Below are 21,525 nucleotides of genomic sequence, written 5' to 3' on the forward strand. Positions count from 1 at the left end.
CCCCAACACCCGTCCCCATTACCGGACCGCCGGATCTCCCCTCCGGCGCCGCGGCGCTACGCGGTCCGATTGACCTGCATGCCGGAGAGCATGTTCAGGGCAATTTCCTTCTCCGATTCCAGACGGTTGCCTACCGCCTGTCTCACCCGCTCCGTGCTGGAGCCGAATTGCCCCTTGCGGGTGTCGTAGACCTGTTCAATGAGTTTGCGGCTGAACTCGCCGCCCTCGGTTCGTCCGAGAAACGCATTGATGGCCTTGCTGAAAATGTTGGTCGCTCCGGTGGGACCGTGTTGCACGGAAGTGCTCCAAAGCACTTCCTTGACGATGGGCGGTGCGCTGTCCAGGTCAATGCCGGTCTTGTCGCGGATCATGTTTCTGGCGGTGTCGTAATGCTCACCCTTTATGAAGCCGTGCTGGAGCTTCTCGAAGTGCTCGGGCATTTCGGAGGCGATGCTCTTCCATTCCTTGGGCATGTCTCCGGTGGTGCCCCCGGTCTCGGCCGGACCGGCCGAACGAAGGCGTTGCGCCAGCTCCGGTGCCTTGTCGTCGAGATAATTCAAAAAGCGGTCCATGGTCCCGGTCTTGGAGGCTATCTGGTATTTTCCGTACGAAGTCCCGCCGGTGCTGTCCCAGCCAATGGCCTCGATTCCCTTGTCGCCGGATTCGAACTGGGCGGACAGGAAGCCTTCCACCTCCTGCGCGATGCTCTGCGGCTTGGCCGCGGAAGCCGCGGCCGGGGCCTGTGCGGTATTGTTTGCCGCGAGTTGCGGTGAGACAGCCGCACGAACCGCCTGCGGTACGGAAACGGAAGTGGGGCCTTCGGTACCAGTCTGCTGCATGATGCGCGAGATGGTGGCGAGGGCGTCGAACATCATGGCGTCGTTGAGAAACGACGTGTCGAACTGCCCCGCTCCCGATCCGAGGTTCTCCTCCCCGTCCGAAAGAAGACTCTGTGCCATGTTCATCTGCTGCTCAAAGGCGCGGTTGACCTGTGCCGGAGGCTTGCCGCCGCCAAGACGCTCCCCGAACCCGGAGCCCGCGTCCTTGGATTGCAGCATCTGCACCGCGTCGATCATGCCTTTCATTCCGATCGCCATAGTTCACCTCATGTGTCAAATTACCGTCGGTGACGGCTTTGTCCACACGATTGAAAGCAATCGCTGTGCCATGATATTTAGTGCCTTGAAAAGACTAGAGATTGATTAGTGCTGAGAGCCGCAGGTCGTCATGAATCCGTTCAAGCAGCTTGCGGTGGCCTGCGGGGTAGGCATAGTTCGAGAGTTCCCGGGGCCGCACGAAGCGTCCTTCAACCGCCTCGTGAAATACGGGGGCCACGCTTCCTGCCGCTTTGCAGAGATAGCAGTGCATGGTCACGCGGTACTTGGTGTATGCATATTTGACCACGGCGAGCTTTTCTCCCGGCTCAACGGCGAGCTCGGTCTCTTCCAGATACTCGCGCCTGAGGGCCTGTTCGGGAGTTTCACCCGGTTCCACGCAGCCGCCCGGAAACTCCCAGAGGCCGGGCCAGACGTCGTCGGGCTTGCGTTTCTGGATGAGGACCTGTCCTTCGTGCACGAGAACGCCCGTGGCCATCTCGATGTGAATCACGTTCTTTCCGGGTTTGGGGAGCGGGCGTTCGAAAACGATGTTTTCCCGGTGGGCCGAGCAGCAAGGCTGGACAGGGCAGAGGTCGCACTCCGCCTTTCTGGAGCAGACCAGCGCGCCGAGTTCCATGAGCGCCTGATTGAACTCGCGCGGCCTGTCCTTCGGCATGAAGCGTAGAACGCACTGCGCGGCCTTTTCACGCAATTCTCTGGAGCCCGCCTCGAAGCCGAGGTTTTCCAGCCGCGCGAATACGCGCATGACGTTGGCGTCGATGCAGGGCACAGGGCGATTGAAGGCGATGCTTGCGATGGCGCCGGCGGTATATTCGCCTATGCCGGGAAGCGCCCTGATGGCTGCCGGGTCATCGGGAAACCGGGCGTCGTGGCTTTCGACAATCTCCCGGGCCGCCCGCAGGAGGTTGCGGGCGCGTGAATAGTATCCCAGCCCTTCCCAGAGCTTGAGGACTTCATCCTCTCGCGCCAGCGAAAGCGCATGTACGTCCGGGAAGCGCTCCACCCAGCGTTCGAAGTAGGGGACCACGCGATCCATCTGGGTCTGCTGGGCCATGATCTCGGAGACCCATACATGGTAAGGGTCGTACGTCCGGCGCCACGGCAGGTCGCGCCGGTTGGTCTCGAACCAGTCGAGCAGGGCGTTGGTGAAAGTGTCGGGTGTCACCCGCGATGCTTTACGCTTCCTTGTCCTGCTTGGCAACCGATGCCTGATTCGCCACGGCCTGCGCCTTTTTGGCCGCCTCTTCAGGATCGCCAAGATAGTACCGGTTCTGCGCCTTGAGGGAGCCGTCCAGTTCGTAGACGAGGGGGACCCCTGTGGGAATGTTCAGCCTGGTCACCTCGTCGTCGCTCATGCCGTCGAGATATTTCACGAGGCCGCGAAGCGAGTTGCCGTGGGCCACCACCAGCACCTTGAGTCCCTGCCTGACCTGCGGCGAGATTGTCTCGAACCAGTAAGGCATGGTGCGGTCAATGGTCAGCTTCAGGCTCTCGCTGCGGGGCAGTTCAGCCTCGTCCAGTTCAGCATAGCGGCGCTCCCGGCCGGGAAACCGCTCGTCGGAAGGATCAAGCTCCGGCGGCGGGACGTCGAAACTGCGACGCCATTCGAATACCTGATCGTCACCGTACTTTTCGGCTGTCTCGGCTTTGTTCAGCCCCTGAAGGGCGCCGTAGTGTCTTTCATTGAGTCGCCATGTGCGATGCACCGGCAGCCACATGAGGTCCATGCGGTCCAGAACCAGCCAGAGAGTCCTGATGGCCCGTTTCAGGACGGAGGTGTGGCAGATGTCGAAGGTGAACCCCGCTTCCTGGAGCAGTCTCGCGCCTTCGACCGCTTCCTGAACGCCCTGTTCCGTCAGGTCAACGTCGGTCCACCCGGTGAAGCGGTTTTCGAGGTTCCATGTACTTTGGCCGTGTCGAATGAGAACCAGCTTGTGCATTCGGCAATCTCCTGAGTTGAAATTCCAACGCACAGGCTAGCACGGCGTGAGAGGTGATTGAAGAATTATTTTGAGGCGGGGGGCAGGTCGCAGTCAGGTCTTCCAGCGAAGGCGCCTTTCGAGGTCGGGATCGGTCTCGGCACGGATGACGCCGATGGTTTCGTCCACCACCACCTGTCCGTGCGCGAAGCCCTTGACCTTGCGCACGTCCTTGACCAGCGCGTACATCACGTCGGCGTGCACGTCCTCCTTGCGCCAGCTCTTGTTGGCGCAGAGGGTCGCGGCCTGCCGCAGGCTTGTCTCCGGAACCTCCTGCCCCGGATGGTCGCGGCGCAGTATGACATGCGAGCTCGGACCGTCCGCCACATGAAGCCAGTAATCGAACGTGCTGGCGGCCTTGCTGATGATGTCGTGGTTGGCCTTGCTGTTCTTGCCGCGCACAACGGTCAGGCCGTCGTCCGTGACGAAGACGTGGGCGGCCAGTCCTTTGTATCGCTTGGGCAGGGTGGGGGATGGTCTCTGAGTGGTGGATTCCGGTTTGTCTTCGGCTGGGATGCCTTCATTTTCCACGCGGGCCATGTCTTCTTCGAGAATGCGTCGGCGCTCCTCGACGTGGGGCATGCCCCGGTCTGCTTTGGAGGCCAGCTTGAAGTAGCGCGCCATGTTCTCGCTGACGGAAAGAAACGGGTTCAGTTCGACAGTGACCTCTCCGTGTTCCGGGTGGTTCACCTCGACCGAGTCGAGTCCTTCGGCGTCCTGAAACCGGTAGAGTTCCGCCTGAAGTGCTTCGGCCTTGATGCGGTCGCGCCGATAGGTCTCGAGTCTGCTCTCTTCCTGGTCCAGCTTGGCGAGGGCCCGGCGGATGCGTCTTCTGGCCGACTTCTTGCGTTGTTGCAACCCGGGGTCCCCCGCCTTTTGCAACAGTGGAAACAGGGTGGGCTCCCCGTAAGCGGCACAGGCCTCCAGTGCCGTGTCGAACCGTTCGGCGTCCGGCGTTTCCGGCCAGAGAAGCGGCGGCTTGGGCGTCCCGTCCTGCGCGTGTGCCATGTAGCAGCATTCAGCCTCGCCGAGCGCGATCTTGGCGTAGGTTGCATGGCCATCGTGCTCGGGCAGCGAGCGCAGGCGACGGCGCAGGGGAGGGGAAATGTGCGGAAACTGTCGCCAGATCTCGTTGTCTTCCAGAACATCCTCAAAGGCGGGCCATTCCGGTTCAGCGGCGAAGCCCTCGTCAAGGCCGCGCACGAGCTTGAGGTCGTCGTGGATGTCGAAAACGAGGTGTGTCCACTCCGGGTACTGGCGCGAAGGGGTGAGTTCAAAGGCCAGCCGGAGATTGGGCCAGTCGGTGAAATGGGTCAGCAGCCGCCTGCCCTGAAGGCGTTTGCGCATCCACATGACAATGGCCGGCGCGTCGGCCGGGTTGGCGGGCTTGTTGTCCGTGAAAAAGAGATGGCCCGCCGATCTGGCGGGCCTGAACAGCATGTTCTTCGGGAGTCCGCGGGCATGCAGACGGAGATTCCAGACACCGGGAGCCGGGCCGAAAACCTTGTCGACCCTGCACCCTTCAAGCGCTGGGCCCAGTTCCGCCGCCAGACGGCGAAAGAAATTAGCTTCCATGTCGTCCTGAGCGTGGGGCTAGTCGCCGCGCACGTGCTCGTCTTCTTCCTGCTTGCTCTTGCACTCAATGCAGAGCGTGGTCATGGGTCTGGCCTTCAGGCGCGGGACGCTGATGTCATCGCCGCATTCCTGACAAAGGCCGAAATCGCCGTCGTCGATACGCTGAAGCGCCTGCTGGATCTTCTTGATCAGCTTGCGCTCGCGGTCGCGCAGTCTCAGGGTGAAGGCCCGGTCGGACTCAGCCGTGGCGCGGTCTGCCGGATCGGCATAGACTTCGCCGGTTTCGGTCATGTCCTCAAGCGTCTGATCACTCTTCTTGAGGATGTCGTCGAGCATTCCCGTGAGCATTTCGCGGAAGTACTGGATATCCTTGGCGTCCATGTATTAGGCTCCTGCGGATTCGGTGATGTGCGAAAACTTACCGAGACTCATGATAGTAAACAACTAGACCGGCTGCGTAAACCAAAAAGGCAGTGAAAGTAAAGCATTTCCTTGTATGGCGCCTGCCGAAATACAAAGCCGTAGTTTTTTCGGATTTCCCCTTGACAGCTGAAGGGGCCACGGATAGAACTCTCTTCGCTTTCGCAAAGAGCGGGAATAACTCAGTGGTAGAGTGCAACCTTGCCAAGGTTGAAGTCGCGAGTTCAAATCTCGTTTCCCGCTCCACTTTGAAATACAGGCGGCATAGCCAAGTGGTAAGGCAGAGGTCTGCAAAACCTCCATTCTCCGGTTCAAATCCGGATGCCGCCTCCAAATATCCCAATTTTCGAGCGGGAATAACTCAGTGGTAGAGTGCAACCTTGCCAAGGTTGAAGTCGCGAGTTCAAATCTCGTTTCCCGCTCCAAAATTTCCGATCCTCACGGCTTGCCGGAGGGTCGTTCCGGAATACTTCCGGAAGCAGCTTTCACACCTCAGTGTGACGAGCGGGAATAACTCAGTGGTAGAGTGCAACCTTGCCAAGGTTGAAGTCGCGAGTTCAAATCTCGTTTCCCGCTCCAGATTTTCAAGCCGGTCTCTTCATGAGACCGGCTTTTTTTGTGCCCTTCAGTTGTGCCGGTTTAATTCATTTATATTGATGTGGTGCTGGCACGCCTTTCCGGTATGGTCCATGCACTGGCTCGTGGCAGGCAATCAATTCCCACCCCACGGAAGACGATATGAACGAAGCCAGACTCCAGACATCCATAAAGCAGGCCCTCGACGGGTCACCTGCCTCGGCCCTGCTCTCGGGAGCCGGGATGCAGGCCCGCAACTTCACCACGGCGCTGGACTCCCCGGTCTGCGGGGAGTGTCCCGCCTTTTACCGCGAGACGCCACTTTTGAGCGACGTGGAACAACTCTGCGATCCGGCCGTGATGCCGGACGGGCCGGCGCTACTCAACCTCGTGCTGAAATATTTCCATGCCTACGTGCATGACGGGTCGCACGAGCAGAGCGTGTCGTATGCCGACATCGCCGCTTTGCTGACGGGGTTTTCGCGACACCAGAGCATGAACGAACCAGAGGACGATCCGGAGCTCATGAACCGGATGCGTAACTGGTCCGGGGCGCTTCGCTGCCTTGCCGACATCCCGAGGGCCGCCTTCATCGCGGGCAAGGTGCTCGGGGCCGCGGTGAAGTCCGGGACGGAGGAAAGCTGCCCTCATCTGGCAGTGGATGTGGGGGCCGCTTCGGGCCTGTTGGTGCTCGCCTCGTACGTTCAGGCGCACCGGAACCGCTTTGCCCGCTCCGTGCCGTGCGGGTTCATGGTCGACCCTCTTGCGGGGGAAAGAACTGCCGACCTGTTGCGCTCGCTGGACGCCGGGAGCATTATTCCCGCCGACCCTTCGAGGTCAGGGGCATATGCGTCCATCTACGGACTGAAAGTGCATTTTGTGGCCAACGAGAGCATGGCCCTGCTTCAGGGCGGCATCGGCCGTGAAAACTGTTTTGCCCGGTACGGAGCGCTGTTCAGAGCGGCGGGAAAGGGGCTGGACGAGGCGGTTTTTCTGCCTGAGGGCGTAGTGGCTCACTGCTCAGGGGAAAACATGAGCGCGCTGCTCACGCCGGATAATCACTTCCAGCCGCCTGCGGGGTACGAGAACGCCTCGTTCTCCCCGCAGGGGCTGCTTCTGGACGGGGAGATCCTGCCGGCCCACAGGCTCGGAAAAGACCTCCTCGACTAAATCATGTACTTGAGCTGATAGCCGTTGGTCGGATAAACCCACGGCGTGTCCCGCACTTGGTCGAGCGGGATGCGGTGGCGTACGATGAGCGCCAGCGTGTTGGCTATTTCTTCGGCATTGTGTCCCAAGACGTGTCCGCCCAGAACCACACCGTTCGTTTCATCCAGCAGAATGCGGCTCCTGCCCACGGTCTCACCGAGACGCTTCCAGGCAAAGGCGTCGGCGAGGTCAGTTTCCTTGACCGTGAAGTCGAGTCCGCGTTCTCGCGCCTCCGATTCCAGCAGTCCCACGCGAGAGATGGGAGGCAGGGTGAAGCAGGTCGCCGGGACGCCGTCGTGGTTGGCCTCGGCTGTTTCGTCGCCGAGAATGATCGACGCCGCTACGGCCGATTCCAGCGAAGCGGTCGGCGTGAGTCCGAAGGGCGTGTCGGCCACGTCGCCGATGGCGAATATGCGCGGGTTGGAGACGCTGCGCATCTGCTTGTCCACGGCGATTCCGGCGGCCTCATGCCTGACCTCGGCAAGGTCGAGCCGGAGGCCGTCCACAGCAGGGACGCGCCCGGCGCAGTTGAAGACCGCGTCCACCACGGCTTCGGGTTCGGGACCGTCGGTAATGACGGCCAGCGCCTGTCCCCGCTGTTCGATACCGTTAATTGGGCTGTTGAAGCGGATGTCGATGCCTGCCTCGCGAGAAGCCTGCACCAGCTCGTCCACCAGTTCGGGGTCGAAGTCCCTCAGGGCGCGTTCGCTACGGACGAATACGGTGACATTGGAGCCGCAGCGGGCCGCTATGTGAGCGAACTCCATGGAAATATAGCCACCACCGATGAACGCGATGTTTCTGGGCAGCTCCTGCAGGTCGAGGAAGTCGTCGCTGGTCTGTAGAAAACCGGCGCCGGGCATGTCCAGTTTGCGTGGGACCTGTCCGGTGCAGATGCAGATATGCGGCGCCGTATAGGTCTCGCCGTCGGCTTCCACTGTTTGAGGGCCGGAGAACGATGCGCTGCTCTGGACTACGTCGATGCCGAGGCTTTCATAATGGTTTCTGGCCTTTTCTGGCACCGGGTCGGAGAACCCGTCCTTGAAGCGCGCCATCTGGGGCCAGTCCGCGTAAAGGTGTCCCGCAGCGCCTTTGCCGTAGAGATGCCGCGCCATATGGACGGCTTCCGGGGCGGACATGAGCGCTTTTTTCGGATTGCAGCCGCGCAGCGGGCAGACGCCGCCCACGCCGTTGTGTTCGAACATAACCACTCGCTTTCCGGCTTCCGCCAGAGGTGCTGCAACGCCGCCTCCGGCCGGTCCCGCGCCGATGACGATCACATCGTATTCTTTCATGACTCTCCCGTGTTTTTTGTTTTTACTGCCTACCGTAGACAAAAACTGACTTCTTGTCAGGAGGTGAATGAGAAATGCGAGGTTTCTAACCGGTTGCTACCCGAGAAAAGCCAGCAGAGTGGCACCGAAGCCCATGAGTCCGGCTCCTGCGAGCCGGGTGAGCGTGTTGCCCTCCTTGAGCCAGCGCCAGCCGATGAGCACGGAGAACAGCCCGTTGAGTCGTTTGACGGCGACCATGTAGGCTGCAGCGGTCATGGAGATGGAGAACATGTGGCAGGTCAACTCCGTGAACCCCAGCAGTCCGGCGACGAGCGCGGGTACCGGTTTCTGCATGAGAGAACTCGGCCTGAAGCGACCGGCGAGGATGCCGCCCAGAACGATGGCGCACGCGCTGCCTATCCAGAACGAACCTGCCGCATAGAGCGGGGAGGAGAGCAACAGCAGTTTTTTGCCGAGCACCGCACACAGGCTGTAGATCGTGGCCGCGGCCAGCATGTACCGCGTGCCGGGCTCGGTCGCCAGCGCTTTGAACGGGTCAAGCCATGAGCGGGTCTGGGCGGAAATGTTGATAATGTATCCACCGACGACGATCGCCGCTATTCCGGCGGCGCCTTTGAGCGGGATATTTTCGCCGAGGACGAGGAACCCCGTGAGCATGACGATGGCCGGGGTCAGCGTGAGAAACGGCATGGTCAGCGAGATGGGGGACCGTCTGATGGCCTGCGACTGAAATCGGAAGGCCACGGCCACCAGCGGACAGACCATGAGCAGCGTGGTCCAGAAGCCGGACTGAAACTCCGGCGCTTCTCCCAGAAGCATGGAAGCGGCGAAGAACGGCGACCCCCACACGAAGGGTATCGCAGACATTTCCCATGAGTTGAGGTGGTTAAAGTGTTTCTTGAGCACGGCCGCTTCCAGCGCGGTGGCGAAGGCGGACCATACGGCGAGGCTGAACCAGAGCATCTCAGCTTCCTTCGGAGTGTATGAATGTGGAGCTCATCGGCAGGCAATACAACGGTTCGGCTCCATTGTAAAAAGCGGTTGCGGACATACTTGACCCGAACCACCGGGCAGAGTATTGGAACCCTAGCACAACACCTAGGAGATATACATGCGTGAATCGACAGTGGGCATTGTCCGCGAGGGCATGCCGTACATTATCATAGCAGCCTTCGTGACGCTTGTTTTCGCGGTTCTTGAATGGGAATTCGCGACGATCGTCATGCTGGCCCTGACGCTTTTCATAGGCCATTTCTTCCGTGATCCCGAGCGGGTGCAGCCCGAAGACGCTGATGCCGTTGTCTCGCCCGCGGACGGTAAGGTCTGCAAGATCGCCACCGAGACCGACCCCATGACCGGCGAGCAGCGCCAGGTCGTCTGCGTGTTCATGAACGTCTTCAACGTCCACGTGAATCGCATGCCGGTTTCCGGAAAGGTGGAGGCCATCCGCTACATCCCGGGCAAGTTCTTCAACGCCTCGCTGGACAAGGCCAGCACCGACAACGAACGCTGCGCCATGACCATCGTGGGCAAGGGCAACCAGCGTTTCTCCATGGTACAGATCGCCGGTCTCGTCGCGCGGCGCATCGTCTGCTGGGCCGAGCCGACCGACAAGCTCAAGCGCGGCGACCGCTTCGGTCTGATCAAGTTCGGGTCGCGTGTTGACCTTTACATCCCGGATAGCTATGTTCCCAGTGTACGCGTTGGCGAAAAGGTCGTCGCCGGAGAAACAACTCTGGCCGCAAAACGCTCCGCGTAAAGAATTTAAAGGACTGAAATGGCAAGGGAAAAGAAACTGCCCAGACATAAGAGCGTCTACATTCTGCCCAACCTGCTGACCATTGCGAGCCTGTTTATCGGGTTCCTCGGAATGACGTTGGCGATGCAGGGCAGATTCGAGGCGTGCGCTCTGTGCATTCTCGCAAGCTGCGTCTTCGACGGACTCGACGGCAAGGTCGCCCGCCTCACCGGCACCTCCAGCGAGTTCGGTGTCCAGCTGGACTCCCTTGCCGACCTCGTGGCTTTCGGTGTCACGCCGGCCATCATGGCCTACCTCTGGCACCTTCAGGAGTTCGGACGCCTCGGACTCGTGGCGGCCTTCCTGCTCATCGCCTGCGGCGCGCTTCGCCTTGCCCGCTTCAACGTGCAGACCAAGACCACTTCCAAGAAGTTTTTTGTCGGCCTGCCCATTCCTGCGGCCGCATGCACGCTTGCCACACTGGTTCTTTTCTCATCCTACCTTTCCGACTGGATGAACGCCCAGATCGTACCCATGGGCCTTCTGGTCATGATGTACGTGGTGTCCATCATGATGGTCAGCACCGTACGCTTCTACTCCTTCAAGGATTTCGGATTCTTCAAGGCTCACCGCTTCAGCTCGATGGTTACCGCCATTCTGCTGTTCGCGCTGATCGCCTCCAAGCCGAAGCTGCTCGGTTTCGTGATCTTCTTCGGCTACCTCGTATCCGGTCCCGTCTACACGCTGTTCTTCCTGTCCCGCAGGAGCAGCCGCCTACTAGGCGATTCCTCTTCCAACGAACTATCGTAGTTCGGCCCCGACCCGTTTTTCACCATAGATGAATCCCGGGCGGACGCTGAGCCGGACGCGGGGGAGTTCATCCTTTTCGTCCCGTTCTTCGTCCGTTCGTCTTATGCAAACCGCAACCGCAAGGGCCCCGAGCCCGGAGGCAGCAATGCAAGCAGACGGAACCATCGTCATCCGGCACCCGCACCCCACAGCGCGATTCCGCATGGAGCGACTACGCGCACGGTAAACTGTGACGACCACGATCCGCGTGCCGCAACGGCGTTCCTGCCGAAGGCGCGCACCAACACTTTACCGTAAACGACGGGCTCAGCCCGGAGGTGCAAAATGTCCGACAAGATTATGATTTTCGATACGACCCTGCGCGATGGCGAACAGTCCCCCGGCGCCACCATGAACATCGATGAGAAGATCCGTATGGCCCGCCAGCTCGAAACACTCGGGGTGGATATTATCGAGGCCGGTTTTCCAATCGCCAGTCAGGGCGACTTCGAATCGGTCAAATCCATTGCAGAGTCCGTGACCAACCTGCAGGTGGCGGGCCTCTGCCGTACTGTGACCAAGGACATCGACCGCTGCTGGGAAGCAGTGAAGAACGCGCCCGAAGGTCGCATTCACACCTTCCTCGCCACCAGCCCCATTCACATGGAGTACAAGCTCGGTAAAACTCCGGATCAGGTGGTTGAAATGGCCGAAACTGCGGTGAAACACGCCGCAAAGTATACGTCCAACGTGGAGTTCTCGGCAGAGGACGCCTCCCGGTCCGACTGGGATTTCCTCGTACGAGTCTTCAACACGGCCATCAAGGCGGGGGCGCGGACTCTCAACGTCCCGGACACCGTTGGGTACACCCAGCCGCACGAGTTTTACGAGATGATTCGCTTCCTCATGGAAAAACTGGAAATGAAGAGCGACACCGTCATCTCGGTTCACTGCCACAACGACCTCGGGCTCGCCGTGGCCAACAGCCTCGCCGCCATCCGGGCCGGTGCGCGTCAGGTGGAGTGCACGGTCTCCGGCATCGGCGAACGTGCCGGCAATGCCGCGCTCGAAGAGGTCGTCATGGCGCTCAATACCCGCAAGGACCTCTACGACATCGACTGCGATGTGGTGACCGAGCAGCTGTATCCCTCCTGCCGCCGCCTCTCTCAGATTATCGGCCAGCCCATTCCGCCGTACAAGGCCATCGTGGGCACAAACGCCTTCGCCCACGAATCCGGGGTGCATCAGGACGGCGTCATAAAGAACCGCCAGACCTACGAGATCATGACCGCCGAGAGCATCGGCAGGCAGGGCACTGAAATTGTCATCGGCAAGCATTCCGGTTCCCATGCCATCAAGCGCAAGGTGGAGGAGCTGGGCTACACGCTTCAGGATGATCAGGTGGAAGCAATGTTTGCGGCGGTGAAGGAACTCGCTGACAAGAAGGAGCGCATTCACGATGAAGACGTGGAAGCGCTCGTGCTGGAAAAGGTCTACCGTCGTCGCGACAAATTCCGTCTTCGCGACATGAGCGTGTTCTCCGGTACCGGCGAAGTTCCGCCGCACGCAGCCGTGGTAATGGAGTTCGGCGAAGAGGGTGGTGACGTGGATATCCGCAAGCACACCGCTTTCGGTCGCGGAACCATTGACGCCGTGTTCAGCTCCATCTACGACTTGATAGGGTATCGTGCCAGCCTCGAAAGCTACACGGTCAACGCCGTGACCTCCGGAACCGACGCTTTGGCCGGGGTTGCGGTGCGCATAACGTATGACGGATTCAAGGCTGTCGGCCGCGCCAACGATGAGGACGTCGTCCGCGCTTCCGCATTGGCCCTCGTCAACGCATTGAATCGTTTGGAAATCACCAGAGAGGAGAGGAAATAATGTCTCAGACCCTCGCAGAAAAAATACTGCAGAAGCATACCGACGAAACCGTCGAAGGGCCGGGGCAGATTGTCCAGTGCCGCGTGAGCGGAGTGCTCGCAAACGACATCACCGCACCGCTGGCCATCAAGGCCTTCAGGGAAATGGGCGCAAAAAAGGTCTTCGATCAGGACCGCGTCTTCCTCGTGTGCGACCACTTCACCCCGAATCGCGACATTGACTCGGCCGAGCAGGTCAAGGTGGTGCGCGAGTTCGCCGAGGCGATGGGCGTCACCAATTATTACGAGTGCGGTGATGTGGGTGTGGAACACGCCCTGCTGCCCGAGAAGGGGCTTGTGGGGCCGGGCGACATCGTCATCGGCGCGGATTCGCATACCTGCACCTACGGCGGGCTGGGGGCCTTCGCCACCGGCATGGGCTCCACCGACATCGGCGCGGCCATGGCGCTCGGGGAGACCTGGTTCAAGGTGCCGCCGACCATCCGCGTGGAAGTCACCGGCAAGGGCTCGGAATACGTGGGCGCCAAGGATGTGATGCTCAACCTGATCGGCCGCATCGGCGTGGCCGGGGCACTCTACAAGGCGCTTGAGTTCGGTGGGGAAGCCATCGCCGACATGACCGTGGAAGGGCGCATGACCATCGCCAACATGGCCATCGAGGCCGGCGGCAAGGTCGGGCTTTTCGCCTCAGACGGCAAGACCCTCGACTATGTGGTGGAAGCCGGTCGCAAGAACGCCGAAATGCTTACTCCCGATCCGGGCGCGCAATACGAGCGCGTGGTGGAAATCGACGTGAACGGAATGGAGCCGCAGGTCGCCTGCCCGCACCTGCCAGATAACGTGAAGCCCGTGGACGAGACTTCCGGCCTGAAAATTCATCAGGCGGTCATAGGCTCCTGCACCAACGGGCGCATCGAGGACATGCGCGAGGCCGCTGCGATCCTGAAGAACCGCAAGGTGGACAAGTCGGTTCGTTGCATCGTGCTGCCCGCCACCCCGAAGATCTGGCAGGACTGCCTCAGCGAAGGGCTCATGGAAATCTTCATGCAGGCCGGATGCATCGTGGGCCCGCCCACTTGCGGCCCCTGCCTCGGCGGGCACATGGGCATTCTCGCGGGCGGGGAGCGCGCCATCGCCACCACCAACCGCAACTTCAAGGGCCGCATGGGCAGCCTCGAAAGCGAAGTGTTCCTGTCCAACCCGTCCGTTGCCGCGGCCAGCGCCGTGGCCGGAGAAATTATCCACCCGGCCAAGCTGTAGGAGGTCGATCATGAAAGTGACCGGAAATGCCCATAAAGTGGGCGACCATATAGATACCGACGCAATCATCCCCGCACGGTTCCTCGTGACCACCGATTCCGACGAGCTGGGCCGCAACTGCATGTCCGGCCTTGAGGAGGGATGGGTAGACCGCGTGAAGAAGGACGACATAATCGTGGCCGGGGAGAACTTCGGCTGCGGCAGCTCCCGCGAGCACGCGCCCATCTCCATACTCGGAGCGGGCATTCCCGTCGTGGTGGCCAAGAGCTTTGCCCGCATCTTCTATCGCAACGGCTTCAACAAGGGTCTGGTGCTGCTGGAGGTCGGCGACGACATCAGCAAGCTCGGCAACGGCCATGAGCTGACCGTCGACACGGAAAAAGGCGAAATCACCAACAATACCACCGGGGATGTCGTCAAGTGCGCTCCCGTTCCGTCCTTCATGCAGGGCATCCTCGACGCAGGCGGACTGGTGGAATACGCGCGCGCAAGGCTCGCGGAATAAGGAGCGGCAATGAAGATATGCATACTTGCCGGTGACGGCATCGGACCGGAGATCGTGGCGCAGGGCGTCAAGGTACTCGATAAGGTGGGCGAGAAATTCGGACGCACCTTTGAATACTCGGAAGCCCTGATCGGCGGAGCCGCCATCGACGCAACGGGCGGTCCTCTGCCCGACAGTACCGTGGAGCTTTGCCAGGAGGCAGACGCCGTGCTGCTGGGCGCGGTGGGTGGACCCAAGTGGGACACCATAGACCCGTCCATCCGGCCCGAGAAAGGGCTGCTCGGCATCCGCAAGGCCATGGGCCTTTTCGCCAACCTTCGCCCGGCGGTGCTCTTTCCGCAGCTCAAGCACGCCTGCTATCTGCGTCCGGACATCGTGGAAAACGGTCTCGACGTGATGGTGGTGCGCGAACTCACCGGCGGAATCTACTTCGGCGAACCGCGCCTCGAAGGTGAAATCGAAGGTGAGCGGTACGGCTACAACACCATGGTCTACCGCGAGCATGAAATCCGCCGCATCGCCCGCGTGGCTTTTGAAGCCGCCCGGAAGCGCGGCGGTCGCGTCTGCTCCGTGGACAAGGCCAACGTGTTGGACGTTTCCCGCGTGTGGCGCGACGTGGTGGTGGATGAACATGCCGGATACGGCGACGTGGAGTTGAGCCACATGTACGTGGACAACGCCGCCATGCAACTGGTGCGCGATCCGGGCCAGTTTGACGTGATCGTCACCGGCAACCTGTTCGGCGACATCCTCTCGGACGAGGCCGCGGCCATCACCGGCTCCATCGGGATGCTCCCGTCGGCGTCTCTCGGAGCCGACGGACCGGGGCTGTACGAGCCCATTCACGGTTCCGCACCGGACATCGCCGGGCAGGACAAGGCCAACCCGCTGGCGACAATTCTTTCCATCGCCATGATGCTGCGTCACTCCATGGATATGGCCGAAGAGGCCGACTGCATCGAGCAGGCCGTCCAGAAGACGCTGGAGCAGGGCTACCGCACCGGCGACATCATGGAGCAGGGCGCTAACGCCGTCGGCACCACTGCCATGGGCGCAGCCGTGCTGGCAAACATCTAGCGCGTCAGTACGTCAAAGATTGAAAAGGGCCGCTTTCCGGCAGGAAGCGGCCCTTTTTTAGCGAGGTGAGGGGGGGATGGAGATCAGCCGCCGAACCAACCCGGGGCGATGACTTCCATGGCCTTGGAGTAGTGAACGCGCAGGTCTTCCAGCTTGCCGCCGATCATTTTTTCCTGATCGCTCATGCTGGAGGGGCAGACGTCCTTCATCTCGTCGACGATGGTGTCCAGTTCCTTCATGGTGGACTTGATCAGGGTGATCTGGTCCTGAAGGCCGGACGGATTGTCGTATGCCAGCACGTCGTACAGGCGTGCCTTCCATGCGTTGAGTTCCATTTCAAGGCCCTTGCAGTAGTGGGCGACGGCTTCTTTCTTTGCTTCTTCGGTGCTGCATCCATCGATGCCCACGCAGCTGGGGCAGGGTCCGGGATAATCCATGTTAGCCATGAGGTCCTCCAAATCATTTAGAATATGGTTACTATTAGTTTCTCCATACCACAGAGTTCATTCCTGTGTAAGCCATTATTTGAAAAAAATGATCTCTTCCTGAAAAAACGGACGATCGCGAAAATGCTTGTAGAATAGGCAAAGCAAAGCTACACATGCTTTCCCGTAGAAGGGAAAAGACCTGTCGGAGAGTATGAATGAATGAATTTGTGTTGACGGTTCAGCTCAGTCTGGACGGAGAGAATCACGAGGATGCCTACATCGACTTCATCCTGTCGGTGGACGGCAACTATCTCCATGAGGACGGAGGGGCCTACATCGACCCCGTGGACCTGACAATGAGCGCCGGGCTTTCCGGTGAATACTTTATCTTTACCTGCAACTGCGGCAATCCCGCCTGTCTTGGTATTGACGAAGGCGTCCATGTGGAGCACCACGGCAACGAGGTGCACTGGAAGCTCAGGACGCCGATCGCCTGGCCCTCCGAAGAGGAACTGCCGGAGTGGGCGCAGGACGTGCATCTCGTTTTCGACCGCGAGCAGTATGTGCAGGCCGTATCCATGGCTCTGCTGCACGCCAAGACGCTTGCGCAGGGCTGGCAGGGGCAGGGCTCCCTGTGGGTCGGCCCGGACATGACCCTCGAACAGCTTCTGTCGCTGGAGATCCCCGAAGCCGGGACCATCTCCATGCCCGTGGGCAACGGAACCATTCAGTAGCAGACTTTGGGTTTCAGACGGAAAAAAGGCCGCTCCGGGTACCGGGGCGGCCTTTGTTTTGTCTTTGTGGTGTAAAAAAATAAATGGGTTAGCTTCGGAATTAAAGTCGCCTTTGTTGTTTGGTGAAACGCTCTCTATACTTGAATTGTATCAGGTTGATGTTGTTTTCCCTGTAACGAGCGAAGGTATCCGCTGAGTTTCCATGTCCTGGCATTGTGTTCTTGTAATTTGCGTCAAGGCGTTCGCGCTCCCCTTTGGTGATGCATGCCCGTATAGAGCGTTTTTGAAGATAAGAATGTAAGTCAGATATCGAAGAAAAATCCCCTTCGTATATTTCTCTGGCCAGGACACAGCATGGTACGATGTGTTCATGACTGAAATATTTGTCAAAAAATTTACCGTAAGGGGTTCGTTTTATTTCCCCGGATGGATTTTTCATTGCATCAAGGTTTTCCTCCAGAAGCGCATTTGCTTCAGGGCTAATGTAGTGAACCGATACTTTATAGTTGGTTTCGTCCTCAGTGCGTTCAGAGGCTTTCCGGAGCAAGTTGATGATGATCCCCATGTCGGCTTGATAGCCTTGTGTTTTCCAGGACCAGAGCATGTTGAGAACGGTTTGGTTGATTTGGGCCTGCATCATGAACTCCTGATTTGTTTAACCGGAAACCGCTGCGGCAGCTCGATTCCGGCCCGTTTTCGTATGGCTTCGGCGCGCTGCTGCGCCTCCTCAAGGACGGCTTTTTCGTCGATGGTCAGAACTGTGCGGTCTCGCATGACCCACTTTCCGTCGCACATCACCGATTCCACACAACTGGAACGCATGGCGTAGACGAGGTTGGCCACGGCGTCGTGTACCGGCATGGAGCCGGGGTGCGAATGCATGTCGACAATGATCAGATCAGCAGCCTTGCCCGGCTCCAGCGAACCGATGGCGTCTTCCCACAGAACCGAGCGCGCGCCGTTGACCGTCGCCATTTCCAGAACGGACTGAGCCGGGACCGCCGTGGGATCGAGCGTGCGCCCCTTGTGGATCATGGCCGTCAGGTACATCTCGTCGAACATGTCCATGCGGTTGTTGCAGGGCGCGCCGTCCGTGCCGATGGAGACGCAGACGCCCCGCTGGAGCATTTCCGGCACCGGAGCGAATCCCAGCACCTTCATGGCCGCGCCGGGGCAGTGGGAGATCTTCACGTCGTGCAGGCGGAACAGGTCCATTTCCCTCGGTGTGACCCAGACGGTGTGCACGGCCAGCAGGTTGGGGCCGAGCGCGCCGATGCGGCCCAGATGTTCCACAGTGGGCAGCCCCCGGTCTGCCTTGGCGAAGTCGATCTCTTCCTTCACTTCGGCGACATGCATGTGCATGCCGATTCCGCGTGCGTCCGCCAGCTCCTTGGATTTGAGGATGAGCTCGTCGGAGTTGTTGAAAATGGTGCGCAGGCCGAGCCAGACCCGGATTCTGTCGTCCGCCGCGCCGTGCCAGCGGTCCATGTGTTCGACCTGTCGCGCGATGCATTCGTCGGCAGACTCGCGGGCCTGTTCGGGGATGCCTTCTCCGCAGTCCATGGTGGAGCGGGCGAGGATGCCGCGGATTCCGGCCTGCTCCACGGCTTGGCCCATGGTTTCAACATGCTGGCCCCCCGGTTCGGCGAAGCAGGTCACGCCGGAGCGGATCATTTCCAGACAGCAGGCCAGCGAAGAGACGTGGTTGTCCTCGGGAGTCAGGCTGCGTTCATAGGGCCATGTGCGTTCATGCAGCCACGTCAGCAGGTCCACGTCGTCACCGAGTCCGCGTCCGAGCTGCTGGGAAAGGTGCACGTGGGTGTTGATGAGGCCGGGCATGACCACCTTGCCGCCCGCGTCCACCACCTCGGCGTTTTCCGGGACGGCGGCTTCGTCAACGAAACCTGCTTGCTCGATGCGGCCGGCTCGCACGAGCACGCCCCCTTCTTCGAAAATCTCACGCTGTCCGTTCATGGTGATCAGGAAGGCGTTCTTGATATATGTAACCGACATGATTCAATCTCCGTCATGTTTGTTCGATGCTTGTCGCCGAAGCTAGGTACGCCGTGTCCTGAGCGGATGTCAACGGCGGTCTGAAAACGGGCGCACGGGATAATAATGGCGTTCACGCGTCATGCGCTGTTGAACTGAATATTCCCGAAAAGTGTTCTGTTGATGGAGTGTGTTATGAAAAAACATAAAAAACCAAATAGTTGCCTAAACTGCGTTTTTCTCAGAAAACGTTGCGTGCTCGGACTCAGGCGACCCTGGAATCAGGTTGCCTGCATGGAATTCAGGCCCTACTGCCTTGACTGCGTCTATCCTCATTTCTTCTGCCATACCTGCCCCAACCGTACTTCGCAGAAACTCAGGCCCGGACCCATCGGCATCATTGACCACGGCCCGGACGAATATGTCTGCACCTGGTCCAAAGCGTCGCAATAGGAATTTGCCTCTTAACATTGCGGCTGTGAGCGTATAGATTGCCTGCCTGAACAAAAAGGCAGGTAATCGAGCATGGGTTTCAAGAACACGCGCGAATGCCTCGAGGCTCTTGAGCGTCGGGGAGAACTGGTACGCATCGAACAAGCCGTGGACCCGCACATCGAGGCGGGCGCCATCCAGCGCCGCGTTTTCCACGCAGGCGGTCCGGCGCTGCTTTTCACCAACGTCAAGGGAACGCGCTTTCCCATGGCCGCGAACATCTTCGGCACGCGAGAGCGGATGCACTTCCTCTTCAGCGACACGCTGCGGATCGTCGAACGGCTCATGCGGCTGAAGTTCGACCCCATGGCGGCGCTCAAGCGGCCGTGGGACTACCTCGGCGGCCCGCGTTCAGCGTGGCATTCGCTGCCCAAACGGGTAAAGAACGGACCGGTGATGCGCAACGAGTGCCGCGTGACCGAACTGCCGGAGCTGATCTCGTGGCCCATGGACGGCGGCGGGTACGTCACCCTGCCGCAGGTCTACTCGGAAGACCCCGCCAAGCCCGGCTTCTCCGGGTCCAATCTCGGCATGTACCGAGTGCAGCTCACCGGAAACGACTACACCCCGGACGAAGAGGTGGGGCTGCACTACCAGATCCATCGTGGCATCGGCCATCACCACGCCGAAGCTCTCAAGCGCGGTGAAAAGCTCAGGGTCAACGTCTTCGTCGGCGGTCCGCCGAGCATGACGCTCGCGGCGGTCATGCCTCTGCCCGAAGGCTTCCCGGAGATTCTCTTTGCCGGCATGATGGGCGGGCATCGCATCCCCATGGTCATGCGGCCGGACGGACTGCCGGTTCCCGCCGAGGCCGACTTCTGCATCAGCGGCGTGGTGGAGAACGTGGAAAAGCCTGAAGGGCCGTTCGGCGATCACCTCGGTTACTACAGCCTGACGCACGACTTCCCGGTTTTGCGCGTGGAGCACGTTTACCATCGTGACGGGGCAATCTGGCCGTTCACCACGGTGGGCCGTCCCCCGCAGGAAGACACCATCTTCGGCGAGTTCATCCACGAGATGACGGGGGATCTGGTGTCCTCGGTGTTCGCCGGGGTGCACGAGGTCCATGCGGTGGATGCGGCGGGCGTGCATCCGCTGCTGCTGGCCGTGGGGTCCGAGCGATATGTTCCGTATGCCGCGGAGAGGCAGCCGCAGGAGCTCATTACCAACGCGCTTTCGCTGCTCGGCACCACCCAGACGTCGCTTTCCAAGTACGTGCTCATCGCCGCCAAGGAAGACAGCCCGGACGTCTCGGCGCATCATATCCCCGAGTTTTTTCGGCACCTGCTGGAGCGCGTTGACCTCGGGCGCGACTTTCATTTCATCACCCGCACCACCATCGACACGCTCGACTATTCCGGCATCAGCCTCAATCAGGGGTCCAAGGTCATCATGTCCGTGGCGGGGCCGGTGCGTCGCGAGCTCGGCACCGAGTTGCCCCCCGGTCTCGACCTGCCGGAAGGTTTCGATGAGCCGAAGGTCTTCGCTCCGGGCATAATGGTGCTTCAGGGCCCGAAGCATGACCGGCCGCGCGATACGTCCGACCCGAGATTCGACGCTTTGGGCGAGCGGCTTGAACGTGTGGCGGGCATCGAGCGCTTCCCGTTCGTCGTGGTGGCGGACGATGCTGAGTTCACGGCCGGAAACTGGGACAACTTCCTCTGGGTCGCCTTTACCCGTTCGGACCCGGCCACGGACATGTACGGCGCGGGCAGCTTCACTCACTGCAAGCACTGGGGCGCGGAAAAGGCCGTGATCATTGACGCACGCCTCAAGACGTATCATGCTCCGCCGCTGGAGCCGGTTCCTGAAGTGGAAAAAATGGTGGACGACCTCGGCGCGCCCGGTGGGCCGCTGCACGGCATAATCTAGGAGAACTCATGGACGAGAAAGTTATCGCATACCTTCGCGAGGGAGTCGCGCTGGACCTGTACCAGAGTGTCAAGGCCGCACGGAAACTCAAGGACCAGAAGGTCTTCCGCCACACCATGCTCGATGAGAACGGCACCAGCGTTTTCGTGGGCTTCTTCCCCAAGGCGGAACTGGACGAGCTGCCGGATCTGGATCAGTCCTTCCGGGAGCGGCTGAAAATTTTCAACGCCATCGGCGTGATCACCGACGGTGAGACCCGGCTGGACATGTACGTTCTGGGCAGCATGAACAAGCCGTTCACCACGCTTCAGAGCCATAACGAGCTCATGAAGCAGCTCGATGACGGGCCGCTTTCGGCGTTCATGGAGCAGTATTTCGAGGTGCGCGGGGTGAACATCGACTTCATGAACATGGAGTATGAAGCGTTCATGGAGGCCGTGGAGCGGGAAGTCTTCGCCAACACGCCCATGTCGGAAATGTCCAAGCTCGAAGAGCTGTTCAAGAACTGACAGGGTTGAATATCAACCTGAAAAGGGCCGCCCCGATCACCCGGGGCGGCCCTTTTCGTTTGGTGGAAATGTCG

General features: G+C 60.2%; 21 protein-coding genes and 4 tRNA genes. 15 read left to right on the forward strand and 10 right to left on the reverse strand.

The genetic code is table 11. From position 1 onward, the window contains the following. Positions 1-56: 56 nt before the first annotated feature. The 5 genes from BR24_RS10065 to dksA form a co-directional block, all read right to left on the reverse strand. Complete coding sequence (locus tag BR24_RS10065) at positions 57-1,097, reverse strand: VgrG-related protein (RefSeq protein ID WP_496541359.1); 1,041 nt, start codon at positions 1,095-1,097, stop codon at positions 57-59. A 94-nt stretch (positions 1,098-1,191) separates the two neighbouring features. Continuing rightward, positions 1,192-2,283 carry an A/G-specific adenine glycosylase gene (gene mutY, locus BR24_RS10070; protein WP_496541360.1) on the reverse strand — a complete coding sequence of 364 codons (1,092 nt, stop codon included), beginning with the start codon at positions 2,281-2,283 and terminating at the stop codon, positions 1,192-1,194. A gap of 10 nt (positions 2,284-2,293) precedes the next feature. Then, on the reverse strand, positions 2,294-3,058 hold the full coding sequence (gene gpmA / locus BR24_RS10075; protein WP_496541361.1) for a 2,3-diphosphoglycerate-dependent phosphoglycerate mutase: 765 nt from the start codon (positions 3,056-3,058) through the stop codon (positions 2,294-2,296). A gap of 93 nt (positions 3,059-3,151) precedes the next feature. Next, positions 3,152-4,672, reverse strand: a complete 1,521-nt coding sequence (locus tag BR24_RS10080; protein WP_496541362.1) for an NFACT RNA binding domain-containing protein — start codon at positions 4,670-4,672, stop codon at positions 3,152-3,154. Between the two features lie 18 nt (positions 4,673-4,690). After that, positions 4,691-5,053, reverse strand: a complete 363-nt coding sequence (gene dksA, locus BR24_RS10085; RefSeq protein WP_018123422.1) for an RNA polymerase-binding protein DksA — start codon at positions 5,051-5,053, stop codon at positions 4,691-4,693. 210 nt (positions 5,054-5,263) lie between these two features. Here dksA and BR24_RS10090 point away from each other — a divergent pair. The 5 genes from BR24_RS10090 (at position 5,264) to BR24_RS10110 (ending at position 6,838) form a co-directional block, all read left to right on the forward strand. Continuing rightward, positions 5,264-5,338, forward strand: a tRNA-Gly gene (locus tag BR24_RS10090). Between the two features lie 12 nt (positions 5,339-5,350). Next, a tRNA-Cys gene (locus BR24_RS10095) sits at positions 5,351-5,425 on the forward strand. A 17-nt stretch (positions 5,426-5,442) separates the two neighbouring features. Further along, positions 5,443-5,517 (forward strand) — tRNA-Gly (locus BR24_RS10100). A gap of 79 nt (positions 5,518-5,596) precedes the next feature. Continuing rightward, positions 5,597-5,671 (forward strand) — tRNA-Gly (locus BR24_RS10105). 159 nt (positions 5,672-5,830) lie between these two features. After that, positions 5,831-6,838: a hypothetical protein gene (locus tag BR24_RS10110; RefSeq protein WP_496541363.1), complete on the forward strand. Its 1,008-nt coding sequence runs from the start codon at positions 5,831-5,833 to the stop codon at positions 6,836-6,838. Here BR24_RS10110 and BR24_RS10115 read toward each other — a convergent pair. Beyond that, the gene (locus BR24_RS10115) at positions 6,835-8,172 is read right to left on the reverse strand and encodes a dihydrolipoyl dehydrogenase family protein (protein WP_496541364.1); all 1,338 of its coding nucleotides are present in this window, start codon (positions 8,170-8,172) and stop codon (positions 6,835-6,837) included. The two genes, BR24_RS10110 and BR24_RS10115, sit on opposite strands and share 4 nt — an antisense overlap. Before the next feature lie 96 nt (positions 8,173-8,268). Continuing rightward, a complete protein-coding gene (locus tag BR24_RS10120; RefSeq protein ID WP_496541365.1) occupies positions 8,269-9,135 on the reverse strand; it encodes an EamA family transporter in 867 nt (288 codons plus the stop codon). Positions 9,136-9,283: 148 nt separating this feature from the next. Here BR24_RS10120 and BR24_RS10125 point away from each other — a divergent pair, with 148 nt between their 5' ends. The 6 genes from BR24_RS10125 (at position 9,284) to leuB (ending at position 15,424) form a co-directional block, all read left to right on the forward strand. After that, on the forward strand, positions 9,284-9,931 hold the full coding sequence (locus BR24_RS10125) for a phosphatidylserine decarboxylase family protein (protein ID WP_496541366.1): 648 nt from the start codon (positions 9,284-9,286) through the stop codon (positions 9,929-9,931). 18 nt (positions 9,932-9,949) lie between these two features. Beyond that, the gene (gene pssA / locus BR24_RS10130) at positions 9,950-10,720 is read left to right on the forward strand and encodes a CDP-diacylglycerol--serine O-phosphatidyltransferase (RefSeq protein ID WP_018123427.1); all 771 of its coding nucleotides are present in this window, start codon (positions 9,950-9,952) and stop codon (positions 10,718-10,720) included. A 324-nt stretch (positions 10,721-11,044) separates the two neighbouring features. Further along, positions 11,045-12,583 carry a 2-isopropylmalate synthase gene (locus tag BR24_RS10135; protein WP_496541367.1) on the forward strand — a complete coding sequence of 513 codons (1,539 nt, stop codon included), beginning with the start codon at positions 11,045-11,047 and terminating at the stop codon, positions 12,581-12,583. Beyond that, a complete protein-coding gene (gene leuC / locus BR24_RS10140) occupies positions 12,583-13,842 on the forward strand; it encodes a 3-isopropylmalate dehydratase large subunit (RefSeq protein ID WP_496541368.1) in 1,260 nt (419 codons plus the stop codon). Before BR24_RS10135 ends, leuC begins: the two co-directional genes overlap by 1 nt. A gap of 10 nt (positions 13,843-13,852) precedes the next feature. Next, positions 13,853-14,347: a 3-isopropylmalate dehydratase small subunit gene (locus BR24_RS10145; RefSeq protein WP_496541369.1), complete on the forward strand. Its 495-nt coding sequence runs from the start codon at positions 13,853-13,855 to the stop codon at positions 14,345-14,347. Between the two features lie 9 nt (positions 14,348-14,356). Continuing rightward, complete coding sequence (leuB, locus tag BR24_RS10150; RefSeq protein WP_496541370.1) at positions 14,357-15,424, forward strand: 3-isopropylmalate dehydrogenase; 1,068 nt, start codon at positions 14,357-14,359, stop codon at positions 15,422-15,424. Between the two features lie 83 nt (positions 15,425-15,507). Here the strand turns inward: leuB and BR24_RS10155 are convergent, their stop codons facing one another. Beyond that, positions 15,508-15,870, reverse strand: coding sequence for a hypothetical protein (locus tag BR24_RS10155; RefSeq protein ID WP_496541371.1), 363 nt, complete (start codon positions 15,868-15,870; stop codon positions 15,508-15,510). Positions 15,871-16,067: 197 nt separating this feature from the next. Between BR24_RS10155 and BR24_RS10160 the strand changes: the two genes are divergently transcribed. Further along, positions 16,068-16,586: a hypothetical protein gene (locus tag BR24_RS10160; protein ID WP_496541372.1), complete on the forward strand. Its 519-nt coding sequence runs from the start codon at positions 16,068-16,070 to the stop codon at positions 16,584-16,586. 100 nt (positions 16,587-16,686) lie between these two features. On the opposite strand, the gene BR24_RS10165 is transcribed toward BR24_RS10160, so the two are convergent. Together BR24_RS10165 and BR24_RS10170 are read right to left on the reverse strand one after the other, a co-directional pair. Beyond that, positions 16,687-17,226: a hypothetical protein gene (locus BR24_RS10165; RefSeq protein ID WP_496541373.1), complete on the reverse strand. Its 540-nt coding sequence runs from the start codon at positions 17,224-17,226 to the stop codon at positions 16,687-16,689. Continuing rightward, positions 17,223-18,599, reverse strand: coding sequence for an amidohydrolase (locus tag BR24_RS10170; protein WP_496541374.1), 1,377 nt, complete (start codon positions 18,597-18,599; stop codon positions 17,223-17,225). Before BR24_RS10170 ends, BR24_RS10165 begins: the two co-directional genes overlap by 4 nt. Before the next feature lie 234 nt (positions 18,600-18,833). Between BR24_RS10170 and BR24_RS10175 the strand changes: the two genes are divergently transcribed. From BR24_RS10175 to BR24_RS10185, 3 genes are all read left to right on the forward strand, one after another. Then, on the forward strand, positions 18,834-19,031 hold the full coding sequence (locus BR24_RS10175) for a hypothetical protein (protein WP_496541375.1): 198 nt from the start codon (positions 18,834-18,836) through the stop codon (positions 19,029-19,031). A 72-nt stretch (positions 19,032-19,103) separates the two neighbouring features. Then, positions 19,104-20,942, forward strand: a complete 1,839-nt coding sequence (locus tag BR24_RS10180; protein WP_496541376.1) for a UbiD family decarboxylase — start codon at positions 19,104-19,106, stop codon at positions 20,940-20,942. A gap of 8 nt (positions 20,943-20,950) precedes the next feature. Further along, positions 20,951-21,451: a hypothetical protein gene (locus BR24_RS10185; RefSeq protein WP_496541377.1), complete on the forward strand. Its 501-nt coding sequence runs from the start codon at positions 20,951-20,953 to the stop codon at positions 21,449-21,451. Positions 21,452-21,525: the final 74 nt, after the last annotated feature.

The organism is Pseudodesulfovibrio halophilus DSM 5663 (assembly GCF_059568665.1).

Bases quoted from the DNA above. Each gene is read 5' to 3' on its own strand.
- BR24_RS10065 (WP_496541359.1), bottom strand. From the start codon at position 1,097: ATGGCGATCGGAATGAAAGGCATGATCGACGCGGTGCAGATGCTGCAA.
- gpmA (WP_496541361.1), bottom strand. From the start codon at position 3,058: ATGCACAAGCTGGTTCTCATTCGACACGGCCAAAGTACATGGAACCTC.
- BR24_RS10080 (WP_496541362.1), bottom strand. From the start codon at position 4,672: ATGGAAGCTAATTTCTTTCGCCGTCTGGCGGCGGAACTGGGCCCAGCG.
- dksA (WP_018123422.1), bottom strand. From the start codon at position 5,053: ATGGACGCCAAGGATATCCAGTACTTCCGCGAAATGCTCACGGGAATG.
- BR24_RS10110 (WP_496541363.1), top strand. From the start codon at position 5,831: ATGAACGAAGCCAGACTCCAGACATCCATAAAGCAGGCCCTCGACGGG.
- BR24_RS10115 (WP_496541364.1), bottom strand. From the start codon at position 8,172: ATGAAAGAATACGATGTGATCGTCATCGGCGCGGGACCGGCCGGAGGC.
- BR24_RS10120 (WP_496541365.1), bottom strand. From the start codon at position 9,135: ATGCTCTGGTTCAGCCTCGCCGTATGGTCCGCCTTCGCCACCGCGCTG.
- BR24_RS10125 (WP_496541366.1), top strand. From the start codon at position 9,284: ATGCGTGAATCGACAGTGGGCATTGTCCGCGAGGGCATGCCGTACATT.
- pssA (WP_018123427.1), top strand. From the start codon at position 9,950: ATGGCAAGGGAAAAGAAACTGCCCAGACATAAGAGCGTCTACATTCTG.
- BR24_RS10135 (WP_496541367.1), top strand. From the start codon at position 11,045: ATGTCCGACAAGATTATGATTTTCGATACGACCCTGCGCGATGGCGAA.
- leuC (WP_496541368.1), top strand. From the start codon at position 12,583: ATGTCTCAGACCCTCGCAGAAAAAATACTGCAGAAGCATACCGACGAA.
- BR24_RS10145 (WP_496541369.1), top strand. From the start codon at position 13,853: ATGAAAGTGACCGGAAATGCCCATAAAGTGGGCGACCATATAGATACC.
- leuB (WP_496541370.1), top strand. From the start codon at position 14,357: ATGAAGATATGCATACTTGCCGGTGACGGCATCGGACCGGAGATCGTG.
- BR24_RS10155 (WP_496541371.1), bottom strand. From the start codon at position 15,870: ATGGCTAACATGGATTATCCCGGACCCTGCCCCAGCTGCGTGGGCATC.
- BR24_RS10160 (WP_496541372.1), top strand. From the start codon at position 16,068: ATGAATGAATTTGTGTTGACGGTTCAGCTCAGTCTGGACGGAGAGAAT.
- BR24_RS10165 (WP_496541373.1), bottom strand. From the start codon at position 17,226: ATGATGCAGGCCCAAATCAACCAAACCGTTCTCAACATGCTCTGGTCC.
- BR24_RS10170 (WP_496541374.1), bottom strand. From the start codon at position 18,599: ATGTCGGTTACATATATCAAGAACGCCTTCCTGATCACCATGAACGGA.
- BR24_RS10180 (WP_496541376.1), top strand. From the start codon at position 19,104: ATGGGTTTCAAGAACACGCGCGAATGCCTCGAGGCTCTTGAGCGTCGG.
- BR24_RS10185 (WP_496541377.1), top strand. From the start codon at position 20,951: ATGGACGAGAAAGTTATCGCATACCTTCGCGAGGGAGTCGCGCTGGAC.